The following is a 22,368-nucleotide window of genomic DNA, read 5'->3' on the forward strand; positions in this document are numbered from 1 at the left end:
CACGATGAACCGCAACACGCGCATGTTCGCCGCCGCGGCCCTGGCGGCGGCCGCCGCCCTGCTGACCGGGTGCGGCGCCGGTACGGCGACCGAGACGGTCGGCGCCGCGCCGGTGGCCGAGAACAAGCCGGTGGTGGACAAGAAGAACTGGCCCAAGGCGACCCCGGAGCACGGTCTCGCCAAGGGCCTGTCGCTGCCCCTCGAGACGTACATGCAGACCTACCAGGACACCGTGACGCTGGACCAGGCGTCGCGGAGACTCCAGGAGAAGTGCATGGCCGACTTCGGCATCGCCATGGAGCTGCCGCTCGCCGGCGCCACGCCGCCGCCCAACGACAACGACGCCAACATGGAGCGCCGTTACGGCCTCACCGACCGCGACGCCGCCGCCCGGTACGGCTACGGGCTGCCCGAGGAGCTCACCCGCCAGGTGCGGCAGAAGATGCCGGACCTGACCGACGAGCAGGTTCAGGTGCTGACCGGGCACTCCAAGCCCGAGCGGCCGAACACCCCCGGCGCCGCGGCGTCCGCGCAGCGCGCCCCGGAGTCGTACAAGGGCAGGAAGATCCACCAGGGCGGCTGCGTCGGCTGGGCGAAGGGCAAGGTGAAGAAGCCCGCGCAGGACGACCTGAACCTCGTCTCGGAGCTGAACGGCAACAGCTTCCTGCAGTCCATGCGGGCACCCGCCGTGCGGCAGGCCATGTCCGCCTGGTCGCAGTGCATGAAGACCAAGGGCTACACGGCTCCCACCCCGTTCGAGGCGACGGACATCGTGCCGCGCGCCGAGGGCGGCCCGGCGTCGCAGAAGGAGATCGCGGTCGCGCTCGCGGAGATCGACTGCAAGGCGGAGACCCGGCTGGTCCCGATCTGGTTCGCCGAGGAGACGAAGATCCAGCAGGCCCAGATCGCCGAGCACCGGACCGAGCTGAACGGCGTCCGCGCGCGCAACGACTCCGCCGTCGCGGCCGCCACGGCGGAGCTCGCCGGCTGAGTCCGTACCGCAGAGCGTCGCAAAGCACCGCAGAAGACCGAGGGGGCTCCGGAAGGGGCCCCCTCGGCCGTGCCGGATGGGGGACCGGGGCACCGTGGTAACGTCGCGTACCACGATCTCCCGGAGCCGTCGATTGAGTCCGTACATGCAGCCCACACCCCCTGCCGCATCCACCGACACCGGTACCGCCACCGTCGCCGCCCCGCGGCAGCGGCTGCTCGACGGTCTGGCGCAGGCGATCCGGGAGCACGGACTGCAGGGGGCCAAGGTCACCGACATCGTCGCCCACGCCCGGACCTCGAAGCGGACCTTCTACCAGCTGTTCGCCGACAAGGAAGCCTGCCTGGTCGAGCTCGCCGACTCCTGGGCCGTCGAACTGCGCCAGGCGGTCGAGGCGAGCATCGACCCCGAGGCCCCCTGGGACGTCCAGATCGACACGGCGGTCGACGCCTTCCTCGCGGCGGTCGCCCGCGACCCGGCACTGGCGGTCGTCGTCTGGCGCGACATGCCCGCCCTCGGCGGGCGGGCCGCCGAGCTGCGGGAACGCGATCTGGAACGGTACGCCGCGTTCTACCGGGAACTCTCGCGGAACCCCGCGATGCGCCGCGCGGGCGTCCGGCCGCTGTCCTGGGAGACTGCGATCATCCTGGCCGGAGGGCTGTCGGAACTGATCGACCGCTGCGTACGGACGGGGCGGCCGCTGGAGCCCGCCGCAGAAGCGATGAAGGAGGCGGTGAAGCTGATGCTCGGCCTCGGCACGGCTGCCGGCGACGGGACACGGGCGCGATGACCCCGGGCGGTGAGCGGCCGTGATCGTCGTCCTCGTCGCCCTGTCGCTGCTCTTCCTCTGGGCCCTGGTGTCGGACCGGCTGGTCCGCTGGTACGTCACCGCGCCGATCGCCTTCGTGGCGGCCGGCATGCTGCTGGCCGGCGGCGACCACCCGCTGGTCCCGCTCGACATGGACACGCACACCTTCCAGCGCTGCGTCGAACTCGTGCTGGCCGTGATGCTGTTCACCGACGCCACCGAGGCCCGCGGCTACGAACGGCTCGACAGCTCCGTCGGCACCGGGCGGCTCCTCGGTTTCGCCCTGCCCGCCTCGGTCGCCCTCGCCACCCTGATCGGCGCCGTGCTCTACCCGGGCACCGACTGGTGGCTCCTCGGCGTCGCCGCCCTGGTCGTCATGCCGATGGACCTCGCCCCGATCCTCAGCTTCTTGCGCGACGCACGCGTGCCCCTGCGGGTACGGGCCGCGCTGAACATCGAGGGCGGCTTCAACGACGGCCTGATCTCCCCGCTCTTCGTGTTCTGCGTGGCCAACGTGGTCACCGCCGACGGCGACTCCTTCGGACAGCTGCTGTTCAGCGCTCTCAAGGGCGCGGGGTACGCGCTGGCCGTCGGTACCGTCGTCGGCCTCGGAGCCTCCTGGCTGGTGCGGCGCGCCCTGAGCGCCGGCTGGGCCAAGGCGGACGCCCTGCGGCCGGCCGGACTGGCGCTGCCGTTCATCGCGTACGCCGCCTCCGTGCTGATCGACGGGAACGGTTTCGTCGCGGCCTTCGTGACGGGCCTGTGGTACGCGCGCACCGCGCACCTCGTCGGCCGCGACCACCTCCAGCTCGTCCAGGACGTCAGCCATCTGATGGCCCTGGCCGCGTGGTTCGCCTTCGGCAAGCTGGCCGCGGACGAGTTCGCGGCCGCCGTCGAGGTCAAGATGTTCGTCTACGCGCTGCTGGCCCTCACCGTCGCCCGCTACCTTCCCGTGGTCCTCGCCCTGCGCGGCACCGAGTTCACCTGGGCCGAACGCCATGCGATCGGCTGGCTCGGTCCCCGCGGCGTGACGTCCATCGTGTTCGCGGTCCTGGCCTACACCGAGCTGCCCACGGACGACGCGGCCTTCGTCGTCAACGTCACCTGGGCCACGATCCTGCTGAGCGTCGTCCTTCACGGCGTCACGGCGGAACCCGTGGCCCGCTGGTTCGCCCGCAACCCCCGGCCCGACGTTCCCCCGCCGGTCACGGAGACGCGATCATGAGGCCATGGAGTTCTTCTGCTACCACCGTGACCGGCCCGGCTCGATGCCCCTGCGCGGCGAACTGATCGAGGCCCACTGGTCGTACATGGACCAGTACGAGAAGGAACTGATCGCCCGCGGCCCCACCTTCGCCGCCGGGAGCGACGCCCCCACCGGCAGCGTGCACATCGTCGACCTGCCCGACCCGGCCGCCGCCCGAGCCTTCGCCTTCGACGAGCCGAACCACCAGGCCGGCGCCTACCGCGACGTGATGCTGCGGCGGTGGCGGAACATGCTGGGCCGCACCATGTGGGAGTTCCCCGGCGGGCGCGAGGGCGGCGACCGATACCTGGTGATCGGGCTCGGCGCGGGGGAGCCCGCCGACCTGGAGCCGCCGGCCGACCGCGACGCGCTGATCGCGTGGGGCCCGCTGCTCTCCGACGACGGCGCCGCCTGGCTCGGCACCGCGGTGCTGCTCCGCGCCCCGGACGCGGACGCGGCCCGGGCGGTGCTGACCGTGGAGCGGTACGCGGACGTCGAGGTCCACGAGTGGGAGTGCGGCGGCCGGCGCTGACGGCGCCCGGGTGACCGGCTCTACGAGGGGTCGGCGGGAGCCTCGCCGGCCTTGGGCTCCGGCTTCTCGCAGGTGACCTTGTCGCGCGGGGTGTAGTGGGTCTTGTACGTCTCCCGCTTCACCTCGACGCCGTCGTTCTCGAAGACGCGGTCGACCTCGATGTCGAAGCCCTCCAGCGGCTCCTGGACCTCGCACGTCTTGCTCGTGTCCACGCGCTCCTTCGGCGGCGTGACGTTCGTCCGCGGGCCGGCCACGGCCTTCACCGCGTCGTACTTCTTCGTGCCGAGGAAGCTGACCGTCACCGACGAGTCCGTCGAGCCGGCCTTGATGTAGATCGGCGCGCCGGAGTCGTTGAGGAACCGCAGGTCGAGGGTGCCCCAGGCCACGGTCGCCTCCCGGCCGGCCGGGTAGCGCTCGATGTAGAAGGAGTGGGCGCCGTGCTCCAGCGGCTTGACGCCCGCGAAGAAGAGCGCGTTGTAGATGGTCGTGGCCACCGCCGAGACGCCGCCGCCCGGGGCCTTGCGGTACTGGCCGTCCATGATCATCGTGCCGTCCACGAAGCCGTTGGCCTCGGTCCGCTCGCCGACGGTGCGGTTGAAGCTCCACACCTCGCCGGGCTGGACCACGGACCCGTCGATCAGCTCCACGGCCCGGCCGATGTTGGTCGTGCGGTACGGGGCGGTCGGGAAGTTCACGGTGAACGTCGACATCTGCTCGGTGATCCCGAGCCGGGCGAGCGCGTCGGCGGTCAGCTTCGGCCGGGTCTCCTTGGCGGCGACCGGGCCGGTACGGGCGTCGTCGCCCGTCTTCGTCAGCAGCGGCTCGACGGCGCTGCCCAGCGCCGCGGCGGACACCTCGCGGCCGGGGCGGCCGTCCTGCTCCACGACGACCTTGCCGTCGCGCACGCCGAGGCGGGCCTCGACGGGCGCGCCGGTCAGCCGGTCGAGCGGCTGGGACACGGCGGGGTCGTGGATCAGCGTGCGGGCGTCCAGAGCCGGGGTGAGGCGGCCACCGGCGGACTTCACGGCCAGATGGTCACCGAGCGTGGCCGCGGAGATGCGGAGCCGGTTGTCGCCGGAGGTGAGGGTGACCGGGCCGGACATGGCGGGCGTCGCGTACTCGTCCACGAACCGGGCGACCTCGGTGGCCGGCACCTTCGGCGGCGTCACGGCGACGGGAAGGGCGACGGCCGCGGACGCGCCGGTGCCGGCAGAGGGGTAGGCGGCCCGCAGGGTGGCGGCGGCCTTGGCGGCGTCCAGCTTCTGCCCCTCCCGGGGCTGCGTCACGACGGCCTTGCCGTTCTTGAAGGCCACGGCGGCCTCGGTGACGGTCCGGTCGTGCTGCTTCGCCACGGTCGCGACCGCGGCGCGCAGCTTCGCGTCGTCGTGGGAGACGACCGGCTCGATGTCGCGGGAGCCGGAGGAGAACAGCCGCCCGATCACGGTGAACGGATCGCGGGCGGGGTCGGCCGCCTTGTCCGCGGTGGCCTCGACGTCGATGGTCATCCCGGCGGCGACCGGATCGACGGTGGCCTTGTCGTCACCGACCGTGACCCGTACCGGCTCCTTCCAGGCGACCGGCCCGGCGGAGGCCAGCCGCGCGGCGGCCTCGGCGCGGCTCAGCCCACCGATGTCCACTCCGTCGACGCGCGTCCCCGCGGAGATGTCGTCGCCGGTGGCGAGGAGCCCCGCGACGTACAGCCCGCCGCCGACGGCCGCGACGACTCCCGCCGCGATCACGGCCGTGCGTATGTGAGCCGGACGTATGTGGACCGGACGTATGCGACCGCGGCGCCCGTCGGGACCCGCGGCGGCTTGATCGGTCGTGGAACGGCGGCGGCGCACACACCCTCCCGGGGCGAAGAGACGTCAGGGGTACGTCTACGACGGTAGGCCGAACGGGTGGGAAAGATCCAGATCATCCGTTTTATTCGTGTGGTGATATCTCTCTCATTGCGTCTTATTGTGAACAAAAGGTGCAGGTCAGGCGGGTTCCGGGGTCTTGTCGGGCTGGTCTGGACCATGGCACGCTTCGTTGCCGTCAACCACAAGGACGAACGTCGGCGGTGACAACGATGTCCACACCCCCCTCTCGACGATCACGCCTCTTACTCGCCCTCGGAGCCGGGCTCGCCGCCGTGGCGGCGATGGTGACCCCGGCCGGGCAGCCGGCCGCGGCCGCGGCGCCGGCCGGTGACGTCGGCATCCGGGCCACGACCTTCAGCGACGAGTTCGACGCCCCCGCGGGCACCCCGGTCGACGGCTCCAAGTGGAACCTGGAGACCGGCGACAACGTGAACAACCACGAGCGGCAGTACTACACGAACTCGACCCGGAACGCGGTGCACGACGGCCAGGGCAACCTGGTGATCACGGCGCGGCGCGAGAACCCCGGCAACTACACCTGCTGGTACGGCCGTTGCGAGTACACCTCGGCCCGGCTCAACACCTCCGGCAAGTTCACCCAGACCTACGGCACCTTCGAGACGCGCCTGAAGATGTCGCGCGGCCAGGGCATGTGGCCCGCGTTCTGGCTCCTCGGCAGCAACATCGGCGACGTCGGCTGGCCGCAGAGCGGCGAGATCGACGTCATGGAGAACGTCGGCTTCGAGCCGAACACCGTGCACGGCACCATCCACGGCCCCGGCTACTCGGGCTCCGGCGGCATCGGCGCCGGCCACACGATCGGCTCGCCGTTCGCGGACGGCTTCCACACCTTCCGGCTCGAGTGGTCGCCGGACAAGCTGGTCTGGAAGGTCGACGGCGTCACGTACCAGACGAGGACGCCCGCCGACCTCGGCGGCCGCCAGTGGGTGTTCGACCGCCCGTTCTTCCTCATCCTCAACCTCGCCGTCGGCGGCTACTGGCCCGGCGACCCCGACGGCGGCACGCCCATGCCGAACGACCTGACCGTCGACTACGTCCGCGTCACCGACGACCAGCCGGCGCCGCCCTCCGACGGAGGCCGGATCACCGGCCTCGGCGGCAAGTGCGTCGACGTGGCCGGCGCGAACCCCGCGAACGGCACCCCGGTCCAGCTGTACGACTGCAACGGCACCGCGGCCCAGAAGTGGACCGTGAACAGCGACGGTTCGATCCGAGCGCTCGGCAAGTGCCTGGACGTGACGGCCGGTTCGACCGCGGACGGCGCGCAGCTCCAGCTCTACGACTGCAACGGCACCGGCGCCCAGAAATGGCGCGTCGAAGCGGCCCGCGACCTCGTGAACGTCGCCGCGGACAAGTGCCTCGACGCCACCGGCAACAGCTCGGCGAACGGCACCCGCCTGCAGATCTGGACCTGCACCGGCGCCGCCAACCAGAAATGGACGGTCGGCTGAGTCCCCGGAGCCGGTAGGAGCCGGCGCCACCGATAACGCCGCTACAGCGCCCGCGCCGCGTAGGCCCTGACGTCCGCGTCCGTGTCCTTCGCCGCCGCGGCCAGGGCCGTGCGGGCGTCCGGCACGGTGCGGTGCCGGGTCAGGGCCAGGACGGCGGCCTTGCGGACGTCGGCGTTGGGGTCGGCGACGGCCGCGGCGAGTGCGGGCACGGCCACGCCGGGGTCCGCGGCGGCCAGGGCCGTCGCGGCGCCCGCCCGCACCTGCCAGGCCGGGTCCGCCAGGGCCGTCGCCCCCTTCGCGGCCAGGGCGGCGGGGCAGCCCGTCGTGCCCAGGGCCTCGTACGCGGCCCCGCGCACCAGGGCGTCGGGGTCGTCGACCAGCCGGGCCAGGGCGTGCCGCACCACGTCGGGGTCCGCGGCCGGACCCATGCCGGCCAGGGCCCTGGCGATCGTCACGCGGACCTCGCGGGACGGTTCGGCACCCGCCGCGGCGGCGACGTCCGCGGCGGCGTCGACCGACGCGAGCGCGCGCACGGCAGCGATCCGGACCGTGAGGTCGGCGTCCGTCAGGGAGGCCGCGAACAGGGCCGCGTCCCCGGCGCGCAGGCCGCGCAGCACGTCCAGGGCGGCGGCGCGGACGACGGGATCGGCTCCGGAGAGGGCCGAGGCGAGGCCGTTCCGGAGCTCCGCCTCGGGAGGCAGCGTCTCGACCAGCTCCCGCAGCGAGGCGGCCGCCGCGGCGCGGACACCGGCGTCGGGGTCGGAGAGCGCCCCGGCCAGCGCGGGGCCGGTGCCCGGCGGCACGGTCTCCGTCAGCACGGTGACGGCCGTACGGCGGACCGCGGGCTCCGGATCGGTCAAGTACGGGGTGAGGGAGGCCAGTTCCGGTTCGTTCTCGTTCTCGGCGAGCGCGAGAAGGGCGAGCAGACGCGGAGTGGTGGGCGCCTCCTCATCGGCCCCGGCCGCCGCCCTCGCGCCGGCCGTCGCGGGTGTCCGCTCCTTCGCCACCGGGGCCGCCTCCCTGGCCCCCGCCGTCGCCACGTTCTCCGGGTGGACCTCGCCCAGATGACGGGACGGGCCGCCGACCGGATCGAAACCGTCGACCGGGACCAGATACGGAGCCACCGGCCGTGCCGTGAACTCCATGGCGCCGGACGGGGACTTCCGCAGATCGAGATGGTGGAACCAGGACGCGTCGTCCCGCCCGGGGTGGTCGAGACGGTCGTGGTAGAGACCCCAGCGCGACTCGGTGCGGGCCAGCGAGGCCCGCGCGGCCATCTCCGCGCAGTCGCGGATGAACGAGACCTCCGCGCAGCGCATCAGCTCGTGCGGGGTGCGCGCACCCATCGCGGCGATGTCGGCCCGCATCCGCTCGAACGCCTCCAGGGCCAGCGACAGCCGCGCGCCGGACTTCGGCGGGGCGACGTAGTCGTTCACGAAGCGGCGCAGCTTGTACTCGACCTGGGGCTGCGGCGGCCCGTCGGGATGCCGCAACGGGCGGTAGATCAGCTCGTGCGCCTCGCGCAGCTGCCCGGCGGGCAACTCCCCTTCGTACGGCGTGTACCGGGCGGCGTCGGTACCCGCCAGCTCGCCGAAGACGAACGCGCCGATCATGTAGTTGTGCGGCACACAGGCCAGGTCGCCGGCCGCGTACAGGCGGGGGACGGTCGTGCGGGCGTGGTCGTCGACCCGGACACCCGAGGCCGAGTGGCCCCCGCACAGGCCGATCTCCGAGATGTGCATCTCGATGTCGTGGCTGCGGTAGTCGTGGCCCCGGCCCGCGTGGAAGGCGCCGCGGGTCGGGCGCTCCGTCGAGTGCAGGATCGACTCCAGCGCCGCGACCGACTCCTCCGGGAGGTGGCTCAGCTTCAGGTACACCGGACCGCGGTCCGACGCCACCTCCGCGGCGAACTCCGCCATCATCTGCCCCGACCAGTAGTCGGAGTCGACGAAGCGCTCGCCGTGCCGGTTGACCTGGTAGCCGCCGAAGGGGTTGGCGACGTAGGCGCAGGCCGGGCCGTTGTAGTCCTTGATCAGCGGGTTGATCTGGAAGCACTCGATGCCGGTGAGCTCGGCGCCCGCGTGATACGCCATCGCGTAGCCGTCGCCCGCGTTGGTCGGGTTCTCGTACGTCCCGTACAGATAGCCGGAGGCGGGCAGGCCGAGCCGCCCGCAGGCTCCGGTCGCCAGGATCACCGCGCCCGCGCGGACGACGACGAACGCGCCCGTGCGGGTGTGGAAGGCCGCCGCGCCCACGGCCCGGCCGCCGGCCGTCAGCACGCGCACCGGCATCACCCGGTTCTCGATCCGGATGCGCTCGCGCATCTCGCGCCGCCGCAGCCGGCGGTACAGGACCTTTTTGACGTCCTTGCCCTCCGGCATCGGCAGCACGTACGAACCGGAGCGGTGGACCTGGCGGACCGCGTAGTCGCCGTGGTCGTCCTTCTCGAACTTCACGCCGTAGGACTCCAGTCGCTGCACCATGGCGAAGCCGCGGGTGGCGGTCTGGCGGACGGCGGCCTGGTCGACGATGCCGTCGTTGGCGCGGGTGATCTCGGCGACGTAGTCGTCGGGCTCCGCACGGCCGGGGACGACGGCGTTGTTGACGCCGTCCATGCCCATCGCGAGCGCGCCGGAGTGGCGGACGTGCGCCTTCTCCAGGAGCAGGACGTCGGCGCCGCGCTCGGCGGCGGCCAGGGCCGCCATGGTGCCGGCGGTGCCGCCGCCGATGACCAGGACGTCGCAGGTGAGTTCCTCGGCGTCGTCGAGGGCGGGAACGGCCAGAGGGGGGTGCACGGGGGTGGTCACGGAGGGCCCTTTCAGGTACCGAGCGAGGTGAGGATGGCGCGGCGCAGCGCCACGCGGGCCGGGTCGTCGTACGCCGCGCGCTCGCGCGGGCGCGGCACGTCGCGTACGGCGACCAGCCGGCCGGAACCGATCAGCGCCACGCGGTCGCCGAGGAACAGGGCCTCGTCCACGTCGTGGGTGACGAAGACGACGGTCGGACCCGTCCCGTGCAGCACGTCGACCAGCAGGTCCTGCATGCCCGCGCGGGTCTGGGCGTCGAGCGCGCCGAAGGGTTCGTCCATGAGGACGGCGCGCGGGCTTCCGGCGAGGGCGCGCGCCAACTGGGCGCGCTGGCGCTGCCCGCCGGATACCCGGTGCGGCAACTGAGCCGAATACGCGCCGAGTCCGACCCGCCCCAGCCACGCCTCGGCCCGGGCGCGGCGCTCCGCGCGCGGCAGTCCCCGGACGGCGAGGGGCAGTTCGACGTTGCCGCGCAGGGTGCGCCAGGGCAGCAGGGCGTCCTCCTGGAAGACCAGCGCCCGGTCCGCGCCAGGACCGGTCACCGGCCGTCCGTCCTGCTCCACCGTCCCGTCGAGCGCGGGGAGCAGCCCCGCGAGGGTGCGCAGCAGCGTGGACTTGCCGCAGCCGGACGGGCCGACGACGGTGAGGATCTCGCCGGCGGCGACGTCCAGGTCGGCGTCGGCGACGGCCGGGGCGTCCGGCCGGCCGAGCGTGACACCGCGCAGGGTGAGGCGGGTGCCGTGCGGGGCGGTTCCGGTGGCGTGCGGGGGCGCTCCCGAGGACCCCTCGATGGACTTCGCTCCGGTCGTCCCTGTCTCAGACGAGGTGTTCACGGCGTGCCTCCTCGGCCTTGTGGGGGTCGGCGGACGGGGCCGCCGGGACACGCACGGGCCGCGGCCGGGGCCCGGAGACGTACGCCGTGCGCGGCAGCCAGTGCGTCAGCCGGCGGCCGGTGAGCTCCACCGCCATGGAGGTGAGCCAGCCGAGCACGCCGATGGTCACCATGCCGACGAAGACGCCCGCGTAGTCGACGACCGTGTAGTCCTGCCAGGTGCGGTAGCCCGTGCCGTACTGGCCGGAGATCATCTCGGCGGAGATCACACAGATCCAGGACACGCCGATGCCGACGGACAGTCCGCCGAAGATGCCGGGCAGCGCGCCCGGCAGCACGACGGAGCCGAGGACCCGCCACCGGCCGCCGCCCATGGTGCGCACCGCCTCCTCCCACACGGGGGTCAGGGCGCGCACCGCGTGCCGGGTGGAGACCAGGACCGGGAAGTAGGCGGCGGTGAAGGTGATGAAGACGATGCCCTGCTCGTTGGAGGGGAAGAGCAGGATGGCGACGGGGACCAGGGCGATGGCCGGAATCGGCCGTACCACCTCGAGCACCGGGCCGAGCAGGTCCTCGGCGAGCGGGGCGCGCGCCACCAGCACGCCGGTGGCCACGCCCAGGACGGCGGCGAGCAGGAAGCCGGACACGATCCGGCCGAGGCTGGCGGTCAGGTCGGTCCAGTAGTCGGGACCGGCGAGCCGCTCGGCGAAGGCCCCGGCCACGTCGGTCACCGTCGGGAACTGCGAGAAGCGCAGCCAGACGTCGATGTCGAGAGCGGTCAGCGCCTGCCAGACGCCCAGCGCGGCGGTCAGCGAGCCGGCCCGCAGCGCGAGCCGGCCCGCCTGCCGGGGATACCGGCTCACGAGGCCCGCCCCAGGGCGTCCGCGTACGTGATCACCCGGGCACCGGGGTGCCCGGCCACGTACGCCTGCGCGGTCGCCGGGGCGACGAAGGGCAGCAACTGCCCGCCGTCCGCGACCCAGACGGCCTTGTCGGCGAACCAGAGGGTGCCGGTGGTGGCGTCGGGGACGTAGGCCGCGCGGACGCTGTCCGCGTTCCGGGCGACGTGGGCGAGGAGCAGGCCGGGGGAGGCGAAGCTCAGCGTCTTCGCGGCGCCCTCGGGCCAGACCTCGCTCGCGGCGGCGGGCGGACCGGCGGCGAGCCGCACGGCGTACCCGGCGCCCAGCGCCTTCTTGACGTACCGGTCGTCCACGAAGGCGTCCACGTCGACGTCGCCGGTCAGCCCGGCCGCCTTGAGGATCGCGACGTCCTCCTTGAGCGCCGCGACCAGTCGCGGCTTGACGGCCGGGTCGAAGGTGGCGATGCCGTGGGCGCCGTTGTAGAGGTACACGACCTCGGCGGGCAGACCGGTGGCCTTCGCGACCTTCTCGGCGGCGTCCACCGGATGTGCGACGAGATAGTCCGTGGCCTCCGCCTGGGCCTTCAGGAACGCCTCCAGGACCGCCGGGCGCTGCTCGGCGAAGTCCTGGCGCGCGGTGACGCCGTGGAAGGTCGGCAGGTTCAGCTGCGCCCCGTCGTACAGGGCCTTCGCCTTGCCCTGGTGGGCGAGCAGGCCCGGCCAGGCGACGAACTGCGACAGGGCGTCCGCGCTGCCCGAGGAGAGGGCGGAGGCGCCCACCGCGGGCTGCTGGTTGAGCTTGGTGATGCCCTCGGCGGGGTCGATGCCGGCGCGCTGCAGGGCCCGTACGAGAGTGCCGTCGGCGGCGGAGCCGATGCTCGTGGAGACCTTCTTCCCCTTGAGGTCCTTCAGGGAGGCGAGCTTCGACTCCGGTGCGACGACGACGGTGTTCAGGCCGCCCTTGAGGTTGTAGCCGGTGACCGAGACCAGACGGGTGGGCTTCCCCAGCTGCTTGCCGCGGGCCGCGTTGATGAGCAGCGGGAAGTCGCCCATCGAACCGATGTCGATCTTCCCGGCGGTCATCTGGGCGGTGATGGGGGCGCCGGTGGCGTAGTCCTGCCAGTCGACCTTGTACGTCCTGCCGTCGTCGAGGGCGTTCAACTGCTTCTCGAAGGAGCCGAGGGAGCGCAGGAGCGTGCCGGCGGTGACCGTGTTGATGGTCTTGGACTGGTACCCGACGGTGACGGTGACCGTGGATCCGTCGCCCGAGCCGCTGCCCGAGCCCGCGCCTGCGCCACAGGCGGTCAGGGGGAGCAGCAGAGTGGTGGCGGCGAGTGCGACTGCCGTGCGTCTCATGGGAGTTGGGGGCCTTTCAGCGGAGCAGATAGGGCATGTTGACCGTGACGGCTCCGGTGGGACAGCGGGCCGCGCACGGGCCGCAGTACCAGCACTCGTCGACGTGCATGTACGCCTTGCCGTTGGTCTCGTCGATGGCGAGCGAGTCCAGCGGGCACATGTCCACGCAGAGCGTGCAGCCGTCGATGCACTTCGATTCGTCGATGGTCACGGGCACGTCGGCCCGCTGGGGCGCCAAAGGCATGGCTGTCTCCAGGAAGGGCGTACTCGCGGGGAGTACGGGGTCAGAGCGAGCGGTGCAGCAGACCGCTCATCGTGATGCGGTCGCCGCGGAAGCGGATGAACTCGAGGTCGACGGGGCGGCCGTCCGCGAGGTGGGTGAGCCGTTCCAGCATCAGGACGGCCGCCCCGCGCGGGGCTTCGAGGACGCCGGCGGAGTGGGCGTCGGCGTTCACCGCCTCCAGGGTGACCTCGGCGTGGCCGAGCGGCTGCCCGGTGACGGCCTCCAGGAGGCGGAAGACGTCGGTGTTCTCCAGGTCGGCGCCCAGCAGTTCGGTGCCGATGTCGAGGGGGATGTACGTGATGTCGAGGGAGAGGGGGAGGCCGCCGAGGCGGCGCAGGCGTTCGATACAGAGGACGTCGGTGCCGGAGGGCACCTGGAGCCGTTCGGCGACCGGGGCGGGTGCCGGGACGGGGCCCATGGCGCGGACCTCGTTGGTGACCCGGCCGTGTTCGCGCAGGGTCTCCGCGAGGCCCATCAGGCGGTCGAGGCCGTGGGGGTACTTCCGGGCCACGACCAGGGTGCCGACACCGGGCTGGCGCTCGACCAGGCCCTCGTGGCGCAGCAGGTCGAGGGCCTGGCGGACGGTGTTGCGGGAGGCGCGGTACTCCGCGGCGAGGGTCGACTCGTGGGGGAGCGCGCCGTCGGGGAAGGCTCCCGTGAGGAGCTGGCGGCGGAGCAGATCGGCGAGTTGCCGGGCGCGGTCGGCCCGCAGCCGACGCCGGCTGCGGTGGGCGGCGACCGTGGTCGCGGCTCCCTGGCCGGCGTGGTCTCGGATGCGGTCCGTGGGCGACATGGCCGGAACCATACCTACCCGATGGGAATAGTGGTGTTGCTGGAGTGTTGCGCCACCTGAGCCCTCGCCGGACACCCGTCTGACCTGGCGGTTCGGCAGGCGGGCGAGGCCATCTGCCGGTGTCCGCGCCCGCGTCTCAGGAGGTGAGACCCCTCCTGTGGGTCCCTGGTGGACGGATGGGAAATATGGCGTGCTCGGGCTGTCCGGAGTCGCCCGCCGGCCGGTCCAGCCCTTGGCGCCGCCGGTGAGGCTCGCCGCGGCGATTGCGTGGCGTCGCGAGGCCCTTCGGCCGGGACGCGGCCCGTGTCGCCACGAGGTCGCCATGCCGCCGCCACGCCGGGGCAGCACTCGGGGGTGTATCGCGGGCGTATCGAAAAGCGCATACGCCCCCGCGACGGCCCGCCGACTTCAATGAGCGCATGAACCACGATGCATCCCGCCCCGCCCCGCCCCGTCGCACGCGCAGGTTCGTGCTCGTCGGCCTGGCGGTCCTCGGCGTGGCCGGCGCCCTGTTCGTCGTGCGGGGGCCGCTCATGATGGCCGCTCCCCGGTGCGTGGCCGGGCAGTGGCACGGGTGCCTCGACACGTTCAACGGCGTGGTGCTGATGACGCTGGTCGCGGTGCCGCCGTCCCTGCTGGTGGTGTGGGCGCTGGCGCGCCGTCGGCGGGCCGTGGGCGTCGCCGCGGCGTGGCGGATGTCGCTGGCCGAGGTGGGCATGGTCCACGGGACCGTGCCGTTCGTGTGGATGACGATGATGCCGGGCGGCGGGGCCGGTGTCGTTCCCGCCCGGGTGAGCCTGGTGCCGCTGCGGGACCTGGTCACGATGGGGACGCTCGGGATCGTCGGCAACCTGCTGGTCTTCGCGTCGCTGGGGTTCTTCGCCCCGATGCGGTACGCGGCGCTGGCGTCCGTGCCGCGGATCCTGGCGCTCGGGGCCGGCTGCTCGGTCCTGGTCGAGACCGCGCAGTACGTCCTGCAGCTCGACCGGGTGTCCTCCGTGGACGACGTACTCGTCAACGCCTCCGGCGCCGCCCTCGCCGCGCTGGCGTCCCGCCGCTGGTGGCGGCGCGACACGGCGGACGCGCCGCCGGAGCAGCCGCGCCCCGAGCCCGTACCGGCACGGGCGGGCTGAGGGGCGGGCCGAGGGGTGGGGCATACGCCCGCGATACATCGCTCTGCCTAGGCTTCCGGCATGCGCGTACTGATCGTGGAGGACGAGCCCTACCTGGCCGAAGCCGTCCGGGACGGCCTGCGGCTGGAGGCGATCGCCGCCGACATCGCGGGCGACGGCGACACCGCCCTGGAACTGCTCGGCGTCAACTCCTACGACCTCGCGGTCCTCGACCGCGACATCCCCGGCCCCTCCGGCGACGAGGTCGCCCGGCGCATCGTGGCCTCCGGCAGCGGCATCCCGATCCTGATGCTCACCGCCGCCGACCGGATCGACGACAAGGCGTCCGGGTTCGAGCTGGGCGCCGACGACTACCTCACCAAGCCCTTCGAGCTGCGCGAGCTCGTCCTGCGGCTGCGCGCCCTCGACCGCAGACGCGCGTACGCCCGGCCCCCGGTCCGCGAGATCGCGGGCCTGCGCCTCGACCCCTTCCGCCGGGAGGTCTTCCGCGACGGACGCTACGTCGCGCTCACCCGCAAACAGTTCGCCGTGCTCGACGTCCTCGTCGCCGCCGAGGGCGGGGTCGTCAGCACCGAGGAACTCCTGGAACGGGCCTGGGACGAGAACGCCGACCCCTTCACCAACGCGGTCCGCATCACCGTCTCCGCCCTGCGCAAACGGCTCGGCGAACCCTGGCTCATCGCCACGGTGCCGGGTGTCGGCTACCGCATCGACACCGGCCGCACGGATGCGTAGACGCCCGGGGCTCAGTGTCCGGCTGCGACTCACCCTCAGCTACGCCGGATTCCTCGCCGTCGCCGGCGCGCTCCTGCTGGCCGTGGTGTGGATGTACCTGCTGCGCTACGTACCCGACAACGAGCAGGGCCTGCTCGGGGTCTCGCCCAACCGCTACCTCCTGGTGCGCACCTTCTTCCCCGCCGCGGCCGTGGCGATGGCCTTCCTGCTCGTGTTCGGCCTCGTCGGGGGATGGTTCCTGGCCGGCCGGATGCTGGCTCCGCTCACCCGGATCACGGCCGCGGCGCGGACGGCCGGGAACGGCTCGCTGTCGCACCGGATCCGCATGGAGGGCCGTCAGGACGAGTTCCGTGAACTCGCCGACACCTTCGACACCATGCTCGAACAGCTCGAGTCGCACGTCGCCGAGCAGCAGAGGTTCGCCGCGAACGCCTCCCACGAACTCCGCACCCCGCTCGCCGTCTCGCAGGCTCTGCTCGACGTCGCCCGCAAGGACCCCGCACGGGACCGGGAGGAACTCCTCGCCCGTCTGCAGACCGTCAACACGCGCGCGATCGGCCTCACCGAGGCCCTTCTGCTGCTCAGCCGGAGCGACCGCGGGACCTTCACCCGCGAGCGCGTCGACCTCTCGCTCGTCGCCGAGGAGGCCGCCGAAACCCTGCTGCCGCTCGCCGAACGGCGCGGGATCGCCCTCGACGTCACCGGCGGAGCGGCGCGGACCAGCGGCTCCGCGGAGCTCCTGCTGCGGATGGTGACGAACCTCGTCCAGAACGCCGTCGTCCACAACCTCCCCGACGGCGGCACCGTGACCGTGCACACCGAGGAGCGCGGCGACATGAGCGTGGTACGGGTCGAGAACACCGGTCCTGCGCTTCCGCCGGACCTCGTCCCGACCCTCACCGAACCCTTCCGGCGCGGGACGGATCGTGTCCGCACCGACGAGCACGCCGGCGTCGGGCTCGGCCTGGCCATCGTGCACAGCGTCGTCCGCGCCCACGACGGAACCCTCGACCTCGCCCCCCGCCCCGCCGGCGGCCTCGTCGTCACGGTCCGGCTGCCCGCGCCGGTCTAGCCGATCGCGATGCGCGGGTGGGCGCCCGACTTGATCCAGGACATGATCCGGTCGATCGTGCCGCCCGCCTGCACACCGAAGGCACTCGGTGATCGTGTACGTGCCGGACGGAGTGGCCGAGGTGTTCTGACGGCGGGTCGCCCCGTCCGCTCTCCGTCGTCGACGGGCCGCCGGCCGGGGCGGAGGCGCCCCGGCCGGCGGTCGGTGGGTCTCAGGCCGCGGCGGGCGTGTAGTGGGAGGCGTCGTCGCCCTCGATGACGTGGCTGAGGGCGCCGTCGACACCGGCGGGGACGTCGCCTGCGACGGTCACCCGGTGCAGCAGGCGCGGCAGGTCGCCGTAGTCGTCGGGGGCGTAGTGCTGGGTGATGCGGTTGTCGAACAGGACCAGGTCGCCGGGCGTCCAGACCACCCGCACGATGTTCTCCGGGCGGGTCACGTACGACTGGAAGAGCCGCAGCAGGTCGCGGGAGTCGGACGGGCCGAGCCCGACGATGCTCTGCGCGAAGCCGCCGATGAACAGCCCGCGCTCCCCCGTCTCGGGGTGGACGCGGACGACCGGGTGGGCGGTGCGGTACTTCCGGGAGACGAACCGCTTGCGGTGCTCGGCCGCCTTCTCGCTCTTCGGGGCGGCCCTGTCGGCGTAGTCGTAGTCGTTGGTGTGCACCGCCCACAGCTTGTCCGCCAGCTCGCGCAGCGGCTCGGGCAGGTCGCGGTAGGCGGCGGCGGTGTTGGCGATGAGGGTGTTGCCGCCGTAGGGCGGGACCACGATGCTGCGCAGCGTGGACGCCTTCGGCGGCGTCCGGACGAAGGTGACGTCCGTGTGCCAGTGGTTGGCGCGGATGCCCTCGTCACCGTCGACCGGCAGGATCTCGGGCCGGCCCTCGACGGAGGGCACGGTGGGGTGCGCGGTGGTGAGTTCGCCGAAGAGGGAGGCGAAGCGGAGCTGGCCGGCCTCGTCGAGCTCCTGGTTGCGGAAGACGAGCGCCTTGTGGTCCAGGAGCGCGGAGTTGATCTCGGTGACGAGGGCGGAATCGAGGTCGGCGGAGAGATCCACGCCGACGATCTCGGCGCCGATGCGGCCGCCGATCCTGCGGATGTCGAAGCCGGTTCCGGTGGTCATCGAAGGGTGTCCTTTCGGGAAGCGATCGGTGAGTGGAGAACGGTCGGGGGGTTGTCAGGAGGTGAGGGGCGGCGAGGTGTTCCCGGCCCCCCGGTCATGCGGGCGCTGCTCCTGCCGAGGCCGCCGCGACGAGGCGGTTGGCGGGGCGGGCGAGGCCGTAGTTCTCGCGCAGGGTGCGGCTGGTGTACTCGGTGCGGAACAGGCCGCGCCGCTGCAGGATCGGCACGACGTGGTCGACGAAGTCCTCCAGACCGCCCGGCAGATGCGGCGGCATGATGTTGAAGCCGTCGGCCGCGCCCTGCGTGAACCACTCCTCCAGCTGGTCCGCGATCTGCTCGGGGGTGCCGGCGAAGACGCGGTGGCCGCGGCCGGCGCCGAGACGGGCGATGAGCTCGCGCAGGGTGAGACCGTCGCGGCGGGCGAGTTCGGCGACGAGCGTGAAGCGGCTCTTGTTGCCGTTGATGTCCCGCTCCTCGGGCAGTTCGGGCAGCGGGCCGTCCAGCGGCAGCCCGGTCAGGTCGGTGCCGACCATCCCGGAGAGCTGGGCGAGACCGTACTCCGGTACCTGAAGATCCGTCAGTTCCTGTTCCAGGGCGCGGGCTTCGGCCTCCGTCGAGCCGATGACGGGGGCGATCCCGGGAAGGACCAGCAGCTCGTCCTCGGTGCGGCCGTAGCGGGTCAGCCGGGACTTGAGATCCTTGTGGAAGGACTGGGCGTCGGCCAGGGTCTGCTGGGCGGTGAACACCGCCTCGGCGTACCGGGCGGCGAACTCCCTGCCGTCCTCCGACGATCCGGCCTGCACCAGCAGCGGGTATCCCTGGGGGCTGCGCGGCACGTTCAGGGGGCCCTGCACCCCGAAGTACTCCCCACGATGGCCGATCTCGCGCACCTTGTCGGTGTCGGCGTACACGCCGCGCTCCCGGTCGAGGAGGATCGCGTCGTCCTCCCAGCTGTCCCACAGCTTCGTCGCGACCTCGACGAACTCCCGCGCCCGGTCGTAGCGCAGCGCGTGCTCCAGGTGCTCCTCCTGCCCGAAGTTGCGCGCCTCGTTCACGGTGCCCGAGGTGACGATGTTCCAGCCGGCCCGGCCTCCGCTGAGGTGGTCCAGGGAGGCGAACTTGCGGGCGGTGTGGAAGGGCTCGTTGAAGGTGGTGGAGACGGTGGCGATCAGTCCGATGTGCTCGGTGACCGCAGCCAGGGCGGACAGCAGGGTCAGCGGCTCGAAGCCGCCGAGGGCGTTGTGCCGGACCTTGCCCCACAGGGCGAGGCCGTCGGCGAGGAAGACCGAGTCGAGCAGGCCGCGTTCGGCGGTTTGCGCGAGGTGCTGGAAGTACTTCAGGTCGGTGACGCGTTCGGGCTGGGTACGGGGATGCCGCCAGGCGGCGTCGTGATGGCCGGCGTTCATCAGGAACGCGTTGAGATGCAGTCGGCGGGGGCCGGTCGTGGTCATGGGGTTCCTCGGATCGGGGAGCGAGAAGAAGGGGGTGGGACGAGTCGGCGGCCGGGTCAGCCGCCCGCGGGTACGCGCCAGGAGCTGAGCCGCCGCTCCACGGTCACCAGGAGCTGGTTGAAGACCACGCCGATGGCGGAGATCGTGATGATGCCCGCGTACATCTGCGGGATCGCGAAGTTGTACTGCGAGGCGTTGATCAGGTACCCGAGGCCCGCCTTGGCGCCGATCATCTCGGCGGCCACGAGGACCAGGATGGACGCCGCCCCGGCCAGCCGGATCCCGGTGAACATCACCGGCACCGAGGAGGGCAGGATGACCTTCTGGAACAGCCGGGGCGCGGACAGGTCCATGGACTTCGCCAGCTTCAGCAGGGTCGGGTCGACGTTGCGGACCGCGCTGATGGTGTTGAGCAGGATCGGCCAGGTGCAGGCGTAGACCACGATGGAGACCTTCGACGTCTCGCCGATGCCGAGCAGCAGCACGAACACCGGAAGCAGGGCCAGCGCGGCGGTGTTGCGGAAGACCTCGAGCAGCGGACCGAGCAGGTCGGCGACCGGCCGGTACCAGCCGATCAGCAGGCCGAGCGGCACCGCGATCACGACGGCCAGACCGAAGCCGCTGAACGAGCGCACCAGACTGGCCCGTGCGTTGTCGGCGAGCTGCCCGTCGAGGGCCAGCCCCCACCATGCCTGGGCGACCTCGCTGAACGGCGGCAGGAAGGTCCGGTCGACCAGGCCGAGCCGTGGAGCGGTCTCCCACAGGAGCAGCAGGGCCACGATCGCCACGGACCGGGTCGCCCCCTTCCCCAGCGGGTACGGCAGTCTGCGCACCGCCAGGGAGGGGGCGCGCCGCCGCAGCGGCGCCGATGCCGCGCGTGGTGACCGCGTGGATGTGTCGGGGGACGCGGCCGGGACGGGTTCGACGGCGCTCACGGAACCCGGCGACGTGGCCGTCTCGGCGGTGGTGGCGACGGGACTCATACGGAGACCTCCTCCTTCTCCAACTGCTGGGCCCTGGCCACCTCGTCGTGCAGCAGCGACCAGATCTCGTGGCGGTGGCGGGCGAACTCGGGACTGGAGCGGAGATCGTCCGTCGCCGAACGGGTGCCGAGGTCGACCGGCACGATCTGCTTGATACGACCCGGCCTCGACGTCATGACGGCGACGCGCTGCCCCAGATGGACGGCTTCGTCGATGCCGTGGGTGATGAAGACGATGGTCTTGCCCGTGCGCTGCCAGATGCGGAGCAGTTCGTCCTGCAGCGACTCCCGGGTCTGGGCGTCCAGCGCGGCGAACGGCTCGTCCATCAGGAGCACGTCGGGGTCGTAGGCGAGGCTGCGGGCGATCGCCACCCGCTGACGCATCCCGCCCGACAGCTCGTGCGGATGACGGTCCTCGAACCCGGTCAGGCCGACCAGATCCAGGAACTCCCGTGCCCGCAGAGCCCGTTGACGCCGGGGGACGCCGGTGGCCTCCAGGCCGAACTCGACGTTGCCCTGCGCCGTGCGCCACGGCAGCAGCGCGTACTGCTGGAACACGATGCCCCGGTCCAGGCCCGGGCCGGTCACGGGCCGGCCGTCCAGCAGGATCCGCCCGCCGGTGGGCCGGGCGAGTCCGCCGAGGAGATCGAGCAGCGTCGACTTGCCGCAGCCGCTGGGGCCGACGAGGACGACGAACTCGCCGGCGCCGATCTCCAGGTCGATGTCGTCGAGTGCGGTGAACCGGGTGCCCTGCCGGGCCCCGCCCGCCGCCCGGTCCTTGACGGTGAACTCCTTGCGCACCTTTTCCAGTACGAGCTTGGGTGTGGTGGATTCCGGCACGGTCAGCTCCCGTTCTTCGCGGAGGACGCGGCCGCGTTGAACTCGTTGGTGTAGAGGTCGGCCACCTTGACCCGGCCCTTCTTGATGTCGCCGCGCTCGGCCAGCCAGTCGACCCACAGCTGCAGTTCCTTGCCGGTGACCCGGCCCGCGGTCTCGGCGATGCCGAAGGACCGCCAGTACTTCAGCGGCGCGGTGTCCTCGTTGCGGCCGCGCTTCTTGACGACGGCCGTCATCCGGGCGACGACCTCCTCGCGCGGGGTGGAACGGGCCCACTCGATGGCTCTGCCGACGCCGGTGACGAAGGCCCGGGCCGTGTCGGGGTTCTGCTCCAGGAAGCGGTCGGTCATCACGTAGGTGCCGGCGCTGAACGCGCCGAGCAGCTGGAAGTCGGTGAAAAGCGGCCGGATGCCCCCGGCGGCCAGGGCCTTGTCGCGCAGAATGCCGCCGAGCACGGCCACGTCGATCTGCTTCTGACGCAGTGTCTGCTCGGTGTTGACCGGGGGCACCACGAGAGGCTCGACCTGGTCGATCTCCGCCGGGGACAGGCCGCCGCGTTGCAGGTAGATGTCGAGCATGGCCTCGGAATGGGCTCCGAGGGTGTTCATGCCGACCTTCTTGCCGATCAGGTCGCGGGCCGAGCGGATCGGGCTGTCGGCGAGGACGTAGAAGCCGTTGAAGGCGTCCTTGTCGGCGCCGTAGTAGCTGATGACCGAGGTGATGGGGGCACCGTTCGCCGCCAGTTTGACGACCGCGCCGTTGAACGCGCCGCCGAAGTCGACCTGACCGGTGGCGGCGGACTGGATGTCCTGCGGACCGCTGATCGTGTTGCCGATCCACTTCAGCTTCACCTCGCCCAGATAGCCGAGGTCCTCGGCCAGCTCGGGCAGGGTGACCTGGCCCGCCCAGCCCTGGTAGCGGAGCGTCTTGGTCCCGCCCCCGCCGGACGTGGCCCCGGTCGCGGTGGTGCCGCAGCTCACGGCCAGCGCCGAAAGACCGAGCAGGGAGAGGAACTGGCGTCGGTTCGCTGCAGTCGTGGCCATGAGAAAGGGTCCTGTTCGAGATCGAAGTGAGGCGAAAAGGGGTCGCAGAAAGCCCTCGACGGCCGGCGGGAATCAGCGCTCGTCGAAAAGCGCGTGGAGGGACCCGAATTTCTCGGGGAAGAGGGCCGGTGCGGAATCCGGTGAGGAGAGGG

General features: G+C 72.3%; 20 protein-coding genes. 8 read left to right on the plus strand and 12 right to left on the minus strand.

Annotated elements, in window-relative coordinates:
- Nucleotides 1–4 precede the first annotated feature (4 nt).
- From ABZO31_RS29700 to ABZO31_RS29715, 4 genes are all read left to right on the plus strand, one after another.
- Complete coding sequence (locus ABZO31_RS29700; RefSeq protein WP_406864401.1) at nt 5–991, plus strand: hypothetical protein; 987 nt, start codon at nt 5–7, stop codon at nt 989–991.
- Nucleotides 992–1,136: 145 nt separating this feature from the next.
- On the plus strand, nt 1,137–1,781 hold the full coding sequence (locus tag ABZO31_RS29705) for a TetR/AcrR family transcriptional regulator (protein WP_406864402.1): 645 nt from the start codon (nt 1,137–1,139) through the stop codon (nt 1,779–1,781).
- A 19-nt stretch (nt 1,782–1,800) separates the two neighbouring features.
- Complete coding sequence (locus ABZO31_RS29710; RefSeq protein ID WP_406864403.1) at nt 1,801–3,024, plus strand: cation:proton antiporter; 1,224 nt, start codon at nt 1,801–1,803, stop codon at nt 3,022–3,024.
- A 4-nt stretch (nt 3,025–3,028) separates the two neighbouring features.
- Nucleotides 3,029–3,577 carry a YciI family protein gene (locus tag ABZO31_RS29715; RefSeq protein ID WP_406864404.1) on the plus strand — a complete coding sequence of 183 codons (549 nt, stop codon included), beginning with the start codon at nt 3,029–3,031 and terminating at the stop codon, nt 3,575–3,577.
- Nucleotides 3,578–3,597: 20 nt separating this feature from the next.
- On the opposite strand, the gene ABZO31_RS29720 is transcribed toward ABZO31_RS29715, so the two are convergent.
- On the minus strand, nt 3,598–5,316 hold the full coding sequence (locus ABZO31_RS29720; RefSeq protein WP_406864405.1) for a VanW family protein: 1,719 nt from the start codon (nt 5,314–5,316) through the stop codon (nt 3,598–3,600).
- 335 nt (nt 5,317–5,651) lie between these two features.
- On the opposite strand from ABZO31_RS29720, the gene ABZO31_RS29725 reads away from it, so the two are divergent.
- On the plus strand, nt 5,652–6,914 hold the full coding sequence (locus tag ABZO31_RS29725) for a ricin-type beta-trefoil lectin domain protein (RefSeq protein ID WP_406864406.1): 1,263 nt from the start codon (nt 5,652–5,654) through the stop codon (nt 6,912–6,914).
- Nucleotides 6,915–6,955: 41 nt separating this feature from the next.
- Here the strand turns inward: ABZO31_RS29725 and ABZO31_RS29730 are convergent, their stop codons facing one another.
- The 6 genes from ABZO31_RS29730 to ABZO31_RS29755 are packed head-to-tail and all read right to left on the minus strand — an operon-like array spanning nt 6,956 to nt 13,844.
- Nucleotides 6,956–9,721 carry a fumarate reductase/succinate dehydrogenase flavoprotein subunit gene (locus ABZO31_RS29730; RefSeq protein ID WP_406864407.1) on the minus strand — a complete coding sequence of 922 codons (2,766 nt, stop codon included), beginning with the start codon at nt 9,719–9,721 and terminating at the stop codon, nt 6,956–6,958.
- A gap of 11 nt (nt 9,722–9,732) precedes the next feature.
- Nucleotides 9,733–10,512: an ABC transporter ATP-binding protein gene (locus ABZO31_RS29735; protein WP_406865525.1), complete on the minus strand. Its 780-nt coding sequence runs from the start codon at nt 10,510–10,512 to the stop codon at nt 9,733–9,735.
- A 25-nt stretch (nt 10,513–10,537) separates the two neighbouring features.
- On the minus strand, nt 10,538–11,416 hold the full coding sequence (locus tag ABZO31_RS29740) for an ABC transporter permease (protein WP_406864408.1): 879 nt from the start codon (nt 11,414–11,416) through the stop codon (nt 10,538–10,540).
- A complete protein-coding gene (locus ABZO31_RS29745; protein WP_406864409.1) occupies nt 11,413–12,768 on the minus strand; it encodes an ABC transporter substrate-binding protein in 1,356 nt (451 codons plus the stop codon). Before ABZO31_RS29745 ends, ABZO31_RS29740 begins: the two co-directional genes overlap by 4 nt.
- A gap of 16 nt (nt 12,769–12,784) precedes the next feature.
- Nucleotides 12,785–13,012: a 4Fe-4S dicluster domain-containing protein gene (locus ABZO31_RS29750; protein WP_031166915.1), complete on the minus strand. Its 228-nt coding sequence runs from the start codon at nt 13,010–13,012 to the stop codon at nt 12,785–12,787.
- A 40-nt stretch (nt 13,013–13,052) separates the two neighbouring features.
- On the minus strand, nt 13,053–13,844 hold the full coding sequence (locus ABZO31_RS29755) for a GntR family transcriptional regulator (protein WP_406864410.1): 792 nt from the start codon (nt 13,842–13,844) through the stop codon (nt 13,053–13,055).
- A 419-nt stretch (nt 13,845–14,263) separates the two neighbouring features.
- On the opposite strand from ABZO31_RS29755, the gene ABZO31_RS29760 reads away from it, so the two are divergent.
- The 3 genes from ABZO31_RS29760 to ABZO31_RS29770 are packed head-to-tail and all read left to right on the plus strand — an operon-like array spanning nt 14,264 to nt 16,784.
- Complete coding sequence (locus ABZO31_RS29760) at nt 14,264–14,977, plus strand: VanZ family protein (RefSeq protein ID WP_406864411.1); 714 nt, start codon at nt 14,264–14,266, stop codon at nt 14,975–14,977.
- A 60-nt stretch (nt 14,978–15,037) separates the two neighbouring features.
- Nucleotides 15,038–15,712, plus strand: a complete 675-nt coding sequence (locus ABZO31_RS29765) for a response regulator transcription factor (protein ID WP_406864412.1) — start codon at nt 15,038–15,040, stop codon at nt 15,710–15,712.
- Entirely contained in the window at nt 15,705–16,784 is a 1,080-nt protein-coding gene (locus ABZO31_RS29770) for a sensor histidine kinase (RefSeq protein ID WP_406864413.1), read from the plus strand. The genes ABZO31_RS29765 and ABZO31_RS29770 overlap by 8 nt, the downstream gene beginning before the upstream one ends.
- A 211-nt stretch (nt 16,785–16,995) precedes the next feature.
- On the opposite strand, the gene ABZO31_RS29775 is transcribed toward ABZO31_RS29770, so the two are convergent.
- The 5 genes from ABZO31_RS29775 to ABZO31_RS29795 all read right to left on the minus strand — a co-directional run bounded on the left by ABZO31_RS29775 (nt 16,996) and on the right by ABZO31_RS29795 (nt 22,216).
- The gene (locus tag ABZO31_RS29775) at nt 16,996–17,904 is read right to left on the minus strand and encodes a TauD/TfdA dioxygenase family protein (protein WP_406864414.1); all 909 of its coding nucleotides are present in this window, start codon (nt 17,902–17,904) and stop codon (nt 16,996–16,998) included.
- Between the two features lie 94 nt (nt 17,905–17,998).
- Nucleotides 17,999–19,354, minus strand: coding sequence for an LLM class flavin-dependent oxidoreductase (locus tag ABZO31_RS29780; protein WP_406864415.1), 1,356 nt, complete (start codon nt 19,352–19,354; stop codon nt 17,999–18,001).
- 56 nt (nt 19,355–19,410) lie between these two features.
- Complete coding sequence (locus tag ABZO31_RS29785; RefSeq protein WP_406864416.1) at nt 19,411–20,337, minus strand: ABC transporter permease; 927 nt, start codon at nt 20,335–20,337, stop codon at nt 19,411–19,413.
- Nucleotides 20,334–21,176, minus strand: coding sequence for an ABC transporter ATP-binding protein (locus ABZO31_RS29790; protein WP_406864417.1), 843 nt, complete (start codon nt 21,174–21,176; stop codon nt 20,334–20,336). The genes ABZO31_RS29785 and ABZO31_RS29790 overlap by 4 nt, the downstream gene beginning before the upstream one ends.
- Before the next feature lie 2 nt (nt 21,177–21,178).
- A complete protein-coding gene (locus ABZO31_RS29795) occupies nt 21,179–22,216 on the minus strand; it encodes an ABC transporter substrate-binding protein (RefSeq protein WP_406864418.1) in 1,038 nt (345 codons plus the stop codon).
- Nucleotides 22,217–22,368 lie beyond the last annotated feature (152 nt).

Source organism: Streptomyces solicamelliae, assembly GCF_045348655.1.
Taxonomy (GTDB): domain Bacteria; phylum Actinomycetota; class Actinomycetes; order Streptomycetales; family Streptomycetaceae; genus Streptomyces; species Streptomyces solicamelliae.